6 protein-coding genes are annotated in these 5701 nt (G+C 54.7%); all 6 read right to left on the reverse strand.

Translation table 11 applies throughout. From position 1 onward, the window contains the following. Window positions 1–258: 258 nt before the first annotated feature. The 6 genes from HMPREF1556_RS06155 to HMPREF1556_RS06180 all read right to left on the reverse strand — a co-directional run bounded on the left by HMPREF1556_RS06155 (window position 259) and on the right by HMPREF1556_RS06180 (window position 5471). Complete coding sequence (locus HMPREF1556_RS06155; RefSeq protein ID WP_021667502.1) at window positions 259–1077, reverse strand: SH3 domain-containing protein; 819 nt, start codon at window positions 1075–1077, stop codon at window positions 259–261. Window positions 1078–1109: 32 nt separating this feature from the next. Further along, a complete protein-coding gene (locus HMPREF1556_RS06160) occupies window positions 1110–1838 on the reverse strand; it encodes a hypothetical protein (protein WP_021667503.1) in 729 nt (242 codons plus the stop codon). A gap of 67 nt (window positions 1839–1905) precedes the next feature. Next, complete coding sequence (locus HMPREF1556_RS06165; RefSeq protein ID WP_021667504.1) at window positions 1906–2598, reverse strand: hypothetical protein; 693 nt, start codon at window positions 2596–2598, stop codon at window positions 1906–1908. A gap of 33 nt (window positions 2599–2631) precedes the next feature. Next, a complete protein-coding gene (locus HMPREF1556_RS06170) occupies window positions 2632–3318 on the reverse strand; it encodes a hypothetical protein (protein ID WP_021667505.1) in 687 nt (228 codons plus the stop codon). Window positions 3319–3347: 29 nt separating this feature from the next. After that, window positions 3348–4256: a hypothetical protein gene (locus HMPREF1556_RS06175; RefSeq protein WP_021667506.1), complete on the reverse strand. Its 909-nt coding sequence runs from the start codon at window positions 4254–4256 to the stop codon at window positions 3348–3350. A 327-nt stretch (window positions 4257–4583) separates the two neighbouring features. Next, entirely contained in the window at window positions 4584–5471 is an 888-nt protein-coding gene (locus HMPREF1556_RS06180) for a hypothetical protein (protein ID WP_021667507.1), read from the reverse strand. Window positions 5472–5701 lie beyond the last annotated feature (230 nt).

Raw genomic sequence — 5701 nt, forward strand, 5'->3', positions numbered from 1 at the left:
GTAGGTCGCATCGACGACCTACCGTAGGTTTTCTCAGCACCCCATCGAGGGAGCTATCCAAACCCTTGTCTAGAGCGGACTCTTGCCCCTACTCGCTGGGAGCTGAGCACCATAGCCCGAGACCATGCCGAAGAGCCGACACGCCTTCTCCCAAGGATACTTATTGGCGAACATCGTCACACGGGTCGTCCGGGTGGCCTGCTGGTTGAGTCCCAGATGGCGATTGATCTGATTGGCAATACGTAGGGATAGTAGGGGCTAGGCGCAAGTCGTCAGAGGATTTCCACAGAGCCACTGGCTGTGGATCCAGCCTTGGTGCTTCTTGTCGATGGTCTGTACCTTGACCCATTCCCCCCGCCACTCTAGAGGGCGAAGGAGGATCTCCTTGGTGAAGGAATACAGGACACGACCCTCGCTTGAGGGGCTATCCCGTAGATGAAGCTTTTGTCCACCATAGTTGCGTGTATCCATGGCAATGACAGAGGAATGAATCCAAGCATCCCCAGACTTGCGGATGGCAGCTACCCCTTCGTTCTCCGTCTCATATACACTGATCTGATTGCCACAGATACGCCACCAGCCATCCCGGACAGCGCAGACACTCAGCAGGTAGGTACCCTTCTTATCCAGCTGACAGACTACATCGCCCTTAGGCCCGTTGCGGAGGTTCGTATCCCCGGCCTGCGTATCGTGGATGAAGACACCCATAGCGTCTGCGACATTATGGAGCAGGAGGGTACGTGTCTCTCCCTTGAATCTCAGGATCAGCTCCAGCAGGTGGAGATCCAGTCTCTTGGACCTTGGGATCATGGCGAAGCTATCACTAGAGCGACTCCTGAGCTCATAGCGGGCTAACTGCTCGTCGTAGGAGAAGTAATGCAGGGTATCTATCGTGCCGTCGTTATACTCCAGAAAGAGCTCAACGGGCTTACTCTGGGCTAGGTCGTAGTCCAGCTGCACATTCACGCCTCCGAGCTGATAGGCATAGCACGTCACCGAAGACTGCTCTTGAGCTACAGCGAGAGTCACGCTGGAGAGCAAGCAGAGGGCACCGAAGAATAATCTATTTAGTCTCATAGTAAGGGAAAATTAGGGATGATGTGTATGGATCATAAGCACTGACAGTCTTCGTCCTGATCTATAGCAGGGAGTGTCTTCACCTCCTTAGTCCAGCGCTCATTCTTCCAGTGGAAGATGATGTACCGACACTGCTTGAGGTAGCCGTAGTCTGTATCGAGGAAGGTGGTCTCGTAGTCCATATCCTGTATGGGGAAACCCATGTGCATCTCGAGGGAAGTCCCATTGCGGGGCAGTGTGTAGCGGAAGAGTGCTCGCTTCTGGAAGGTACGGCTAAGCTCCGATCGTTGCTTAGGGGTAAGTCCCGAGGTATCGTAGAAGTCCTCCAGCTTCACCTGACTAATATCAGGGGCTAAGAACTCACCGAGCCGGATACGACCTCGGTCATAGATGTAGAACTTGAGCTGACTGATACCCTCGGTCTCCGAAGCAGCGACGAGCTTGCGTCCGTCCTTTAGGTTCCAATAGCACACCTCTACCCTCCTGCTCTCTGGGTAGGCATAGTAGACACGGAGATAGCCCCTTCGCTCATCGCAGACGTCTATGAAGGGAGGGACTGCCTCCTCCTTATTCTTAGGACAACCGATTTGCTTCAGTAGCTCTTTGCGCTCCTCGACCGTCCAGCGGTTCTCTAGAGCATCGTCGGGCAGGGCCAGGAAGATATCACGGATAGTGACCTTCGGCTCTGTAGGTTTACGCTTCTGTGCCTCTATGCTACAGAGCGAGAGAGCACAGAGCAGGATGAGGATAATCTTTCGCATGGGATCCTTTGATTTAGTTACGGGGAAGGGAGTCGCTCCCAGGTGGGATGTGGCCTGAAGCTACGGGCTACTCGATCACGCTCCATCGGTACTCGTCGAGTGGGGTGACCTTACGCTCCTGGAGCTTCACCTCTACCTTCCTCAGGGCCATCAGAGGGAGGCCATCGAAGAGATCCAGCTGTAGCTTTGCCTGTAGCTCCTTGAGTTGGTCGTTGCGCAGGGCATCGGGCACCTTATTCTGATCTACCCATACTCCCTTCTGCTTATCCCAGGTCATCGTCGGATAAGCTTCGTCGTAGGTGTAGAAGTAAAAGGTATTAGCGTCGACCACCTCCACTCCTTCCCCAGAATCAAAGGGAAGATCAATGGGCATCACCTCCTTCCCTGTAGCGAGGTCGTATAGGCTCAGAGGACATATCGCCCCCGTACCTTCGCTCGTGAGTAGCGTATGCCCCACTACTCCCTCAAAGGAAAGGATGGTGCCCTCGAGTTCAAAGGCCTTAATATCGGAGCCCGAACGCTTAGGCTGTACCTTGATGGTATTATAGACGCCTCCCTCGGTCTCTATTGTCTTGCCCTCGACGATACGCACAGCGTCATTCTCAAAGGCCACCTCATCCCCTTCCTCCAGTTCGGGCAGTGGGAGGGAGGCTATCTGGGTGCTGTCTGTGGAGGCTGACTGACCAGTCTGTCCGGTACAGCCTATAGAGAGAAGGCTGAGTGCTAGGGCGGCGCCTAGGATAAGTGATCTGTACTGCATGGTATGTATTCTCTTGGGTGGGAAGGGGCTGATCTACTCTACGTAGCCCCACTTGTATTCGGGGAGAGGAGTGACCTTACGCTCCTTGAGGTCTACCTTGATTCTCTGCTTAGCCATGAGGGGTAGTCCATCGAAGAGCTGGTCCTTGACCGACTGTTGCGCTTCCTTAAGTTGCTCGTTGCGCAGGGCGTCAGGCACCTTGGTTTGGTCGACCCAAGCTCCCTTCTTCTCACTCCAACTGATCCGTGGATTCTTGTCCCAATCATAGGTGTAGAAGAAGAGTGCATCGGTGCCTTGTCGCTCGAGGGTATCGGAGTCAAAGGGGTAGTCCACCGGCACGACGAGCTCGCCAGTGGCTAGGTCGTGTAGCCACAGAGTACGGACGACGCCTGTACCTTCGCTTGTCACTAGGGTATTCCCTAGGATAGCTTCGAAGTCAAGAGTACTACCCTGGATGGTAAAGCCCTTGATCCCTGTATGCTTGGGCTGTACCTCGAAGCTATTGAGCATCGCCTCACCATCAGTACAGAGATTTCGCTCGACGATACGCAGGTCATCATTCTCGAAGACTACGTCATCTCCCTGAGCTAGCTCGGGGAGGGAAAGGGTGGCTAGCTGGGTGCTATCACTTGTGGAGGTTTGATTGGATTTCTGCCCTTGGCATCCTGAGGCAAGGATGCTAGAGAGGAGGGCTAGGCTGAGGAAGAGTGTCTTATTCATCGTCGTAGCTATGAAGCTGGGTAGTGTGGCTAATTCTGCCCCTGAGCACGGGCTGCTACGAGGAGGGGGTGATCGGAGGTCTTCTGGATCTTGGATACGAGTTCCCTCAGAGGACGTAGGTTAGTATAGCTCTTGAGCTTCAGTGCCTCCTGGACGATCTTCGCCGTGGGGCTCTCGGGATGCGCTTCGGCGTAGAACTGCCATTCCTTCCTTACCTCAGGCAGTAGTGCCCCCTTGTCGTCGGTGATCTCCGTATTGTCCGTACCGACGAGATAGAGTAGCTGGAGGTCTTGGTAGCCATCACACAGACGGGCGAAGATCTCGGGATGATCGGGGTAGGTCTTCGTATAAGCTTCGTGTCGTGCGATGAGGTCACCTAGCTCATGCCAGGTAAGCGTGAGACACCCGTCAGTCGTGATATTCTCCTGATCCTTGAGGAGGTGCCAGTAGGTCTGGTAGTAGGGAGGTAGCTGGCTGATGTAGTGGGTGAAGAGGGCTTGGGAGAGGACCAGCTCTACGGCTCCTTCGCCTAGCTCTTCGACCTCCAGACCTAGCTCTGTGTAGCGCTGATCTCTACGCTTGAGCGAGTCGTGGGGCTCTATACGATTGCCTACCTCGTCCATGTGGTATTCGTAGTAGTGGTCTAGGTAGTCTCGCTCACGCTGATTGATCCCATCGATATCTTCCTCGGCGATGGTGAGGAAGTCTTCGAATATACGTATCCGCTCTTCGGGTGTCACAGCTTGCATCTTGAGATCAGTGATCTGACGCTTCAGACTGAGGCGTACGGCGGGGTCACTTTCCTGAGCGAGGGCTCGCTCCAGACTATCGATATTCGAGGTGGAAGCTTCTATCTCGGTGGTTTGCTTTGTGCTGGAGGATCGGCAGGCAGAGAGGAGTGCCATCCCTAGGAAAAGGAGGTAAAGGATTCTTTTCATAGCATGGATATGTACTAGATGATCAGATACGAAGGTAAGGACCTCGATCCCCCTACATGCTGGAGGGAAATGAGAGCCACAAGCTTAGGGGCACTACTGGTGAAGTTCGCCGGGTATAACCCGAGCGGGAGGACAGGACCTGTCCTCGTAATGATTGCGTTCATAAGTGCTCGTCTACATAAAGAGACTAGGGTGGGCCGAGGGCTAAGGTAAGACTAAATTCTCATACAGAGCACCTACCCTACCCACTCACCCCACCCCAGCACTGCTGAGGAAGCACTTGCTCCCCTTATCCTGGAGCCTTTGCTCGAAGCAATGGCGAGGTGCCTACTTCTCCCTTGCAGTCGACAGGAGCGGGTAGTCAGAGGCCTTCTGCTTCTTCACGACAAAGTCATGCAGGGTCCCGTAGCTATCGTAGGTATTCATCTCGAGGAGCCCTCGGGCGATCTGAGCCGTCGGGCTATCGGGATAAGCTTTGATGAAGCGTAGCCATTCGCTCCTGACTTCTGGGAGGAGTGTGCTGTCGGCGGTCTCGAAGGTCGGCGTATTGTCCACCCCGATCAGATAGAGATGCTGTAGGTATTGATATTCGGCACTCAAGCGTGTGAAAAACTCCGTTGCCCTAGGGAACTTCTTGGGATAAGCCTCATAGCGAGCCACCAGATCCCCTAGCTCACGCCAGCTGACACGAAGGCCTGCATCTGGGGTAAGATGCTCGGAACTTCTCAGGAGCTGCCAATGCTCTTGATAGTAGTCGGGAAGCTGACGAAGGAGCGGAGTATAGAGGTCGGGGCTGGGGAAAAACTCTACAATCCCTTCTCCGAGATGTACGGGCTGGACGCCTCGCTCTCGGTAGTATTGCTCCTTCTTCTTGATGGAGTCAGGGGCCGGGATCTCATTACCCTCGTAGTCGCTGTGATACTCGAAGTAGCGAGCTAAATAGTCCATCTCCCGCTGATTGATTACTCCAATCGCTTCGCCTACGAGGGCTGCGAACTCATCGAAGATACGGCACCGCTCCTCGGGAGTCGCCGCCCCCATCTTGAGGTCCGAGATCTGGCGCTTGAGCTGGATACGATCTAGGGGATCCGTTGCCCGAGCGAATACTTGCTCGAGGCTATCGAGCGGAGGAGCGGAGGTCTCCTTCTGCTTCGTAGGCTGGCAGGCGGTCATGAGAGCAAGTCCTGCCAAGAGGAGGGTGAAGATCAGTTTCATAGGCTCGTGAAGTAAGTGCCGTGGCGTGCTGGACTTCCCCGAGGCTGTCAGCGGGGGGAATCCCCCTTCCCTACCCCCCTGGAGCACGCCCTTCGACAGGGGCTAAGTTAGGACTAAAACGGCACTTCCCATCCCCCCACCACAGAGCGCTCCGAAGGCCTTCCCAGAAGCCTGATAAACAGCGGGATCTCAAGGGGTCAAAAAACGACCTACCGTAGGTCGTCAAAAAA

Source organism: Porphyromonas sp. oral taxon 278 str. W7784, from assembly GCF_000467855.2.
Lineage (GTDB): Bacteria > Bacteroidota > Bacteroidia > Bacteroidales > Porphyromonadaceae > Porphyromonas.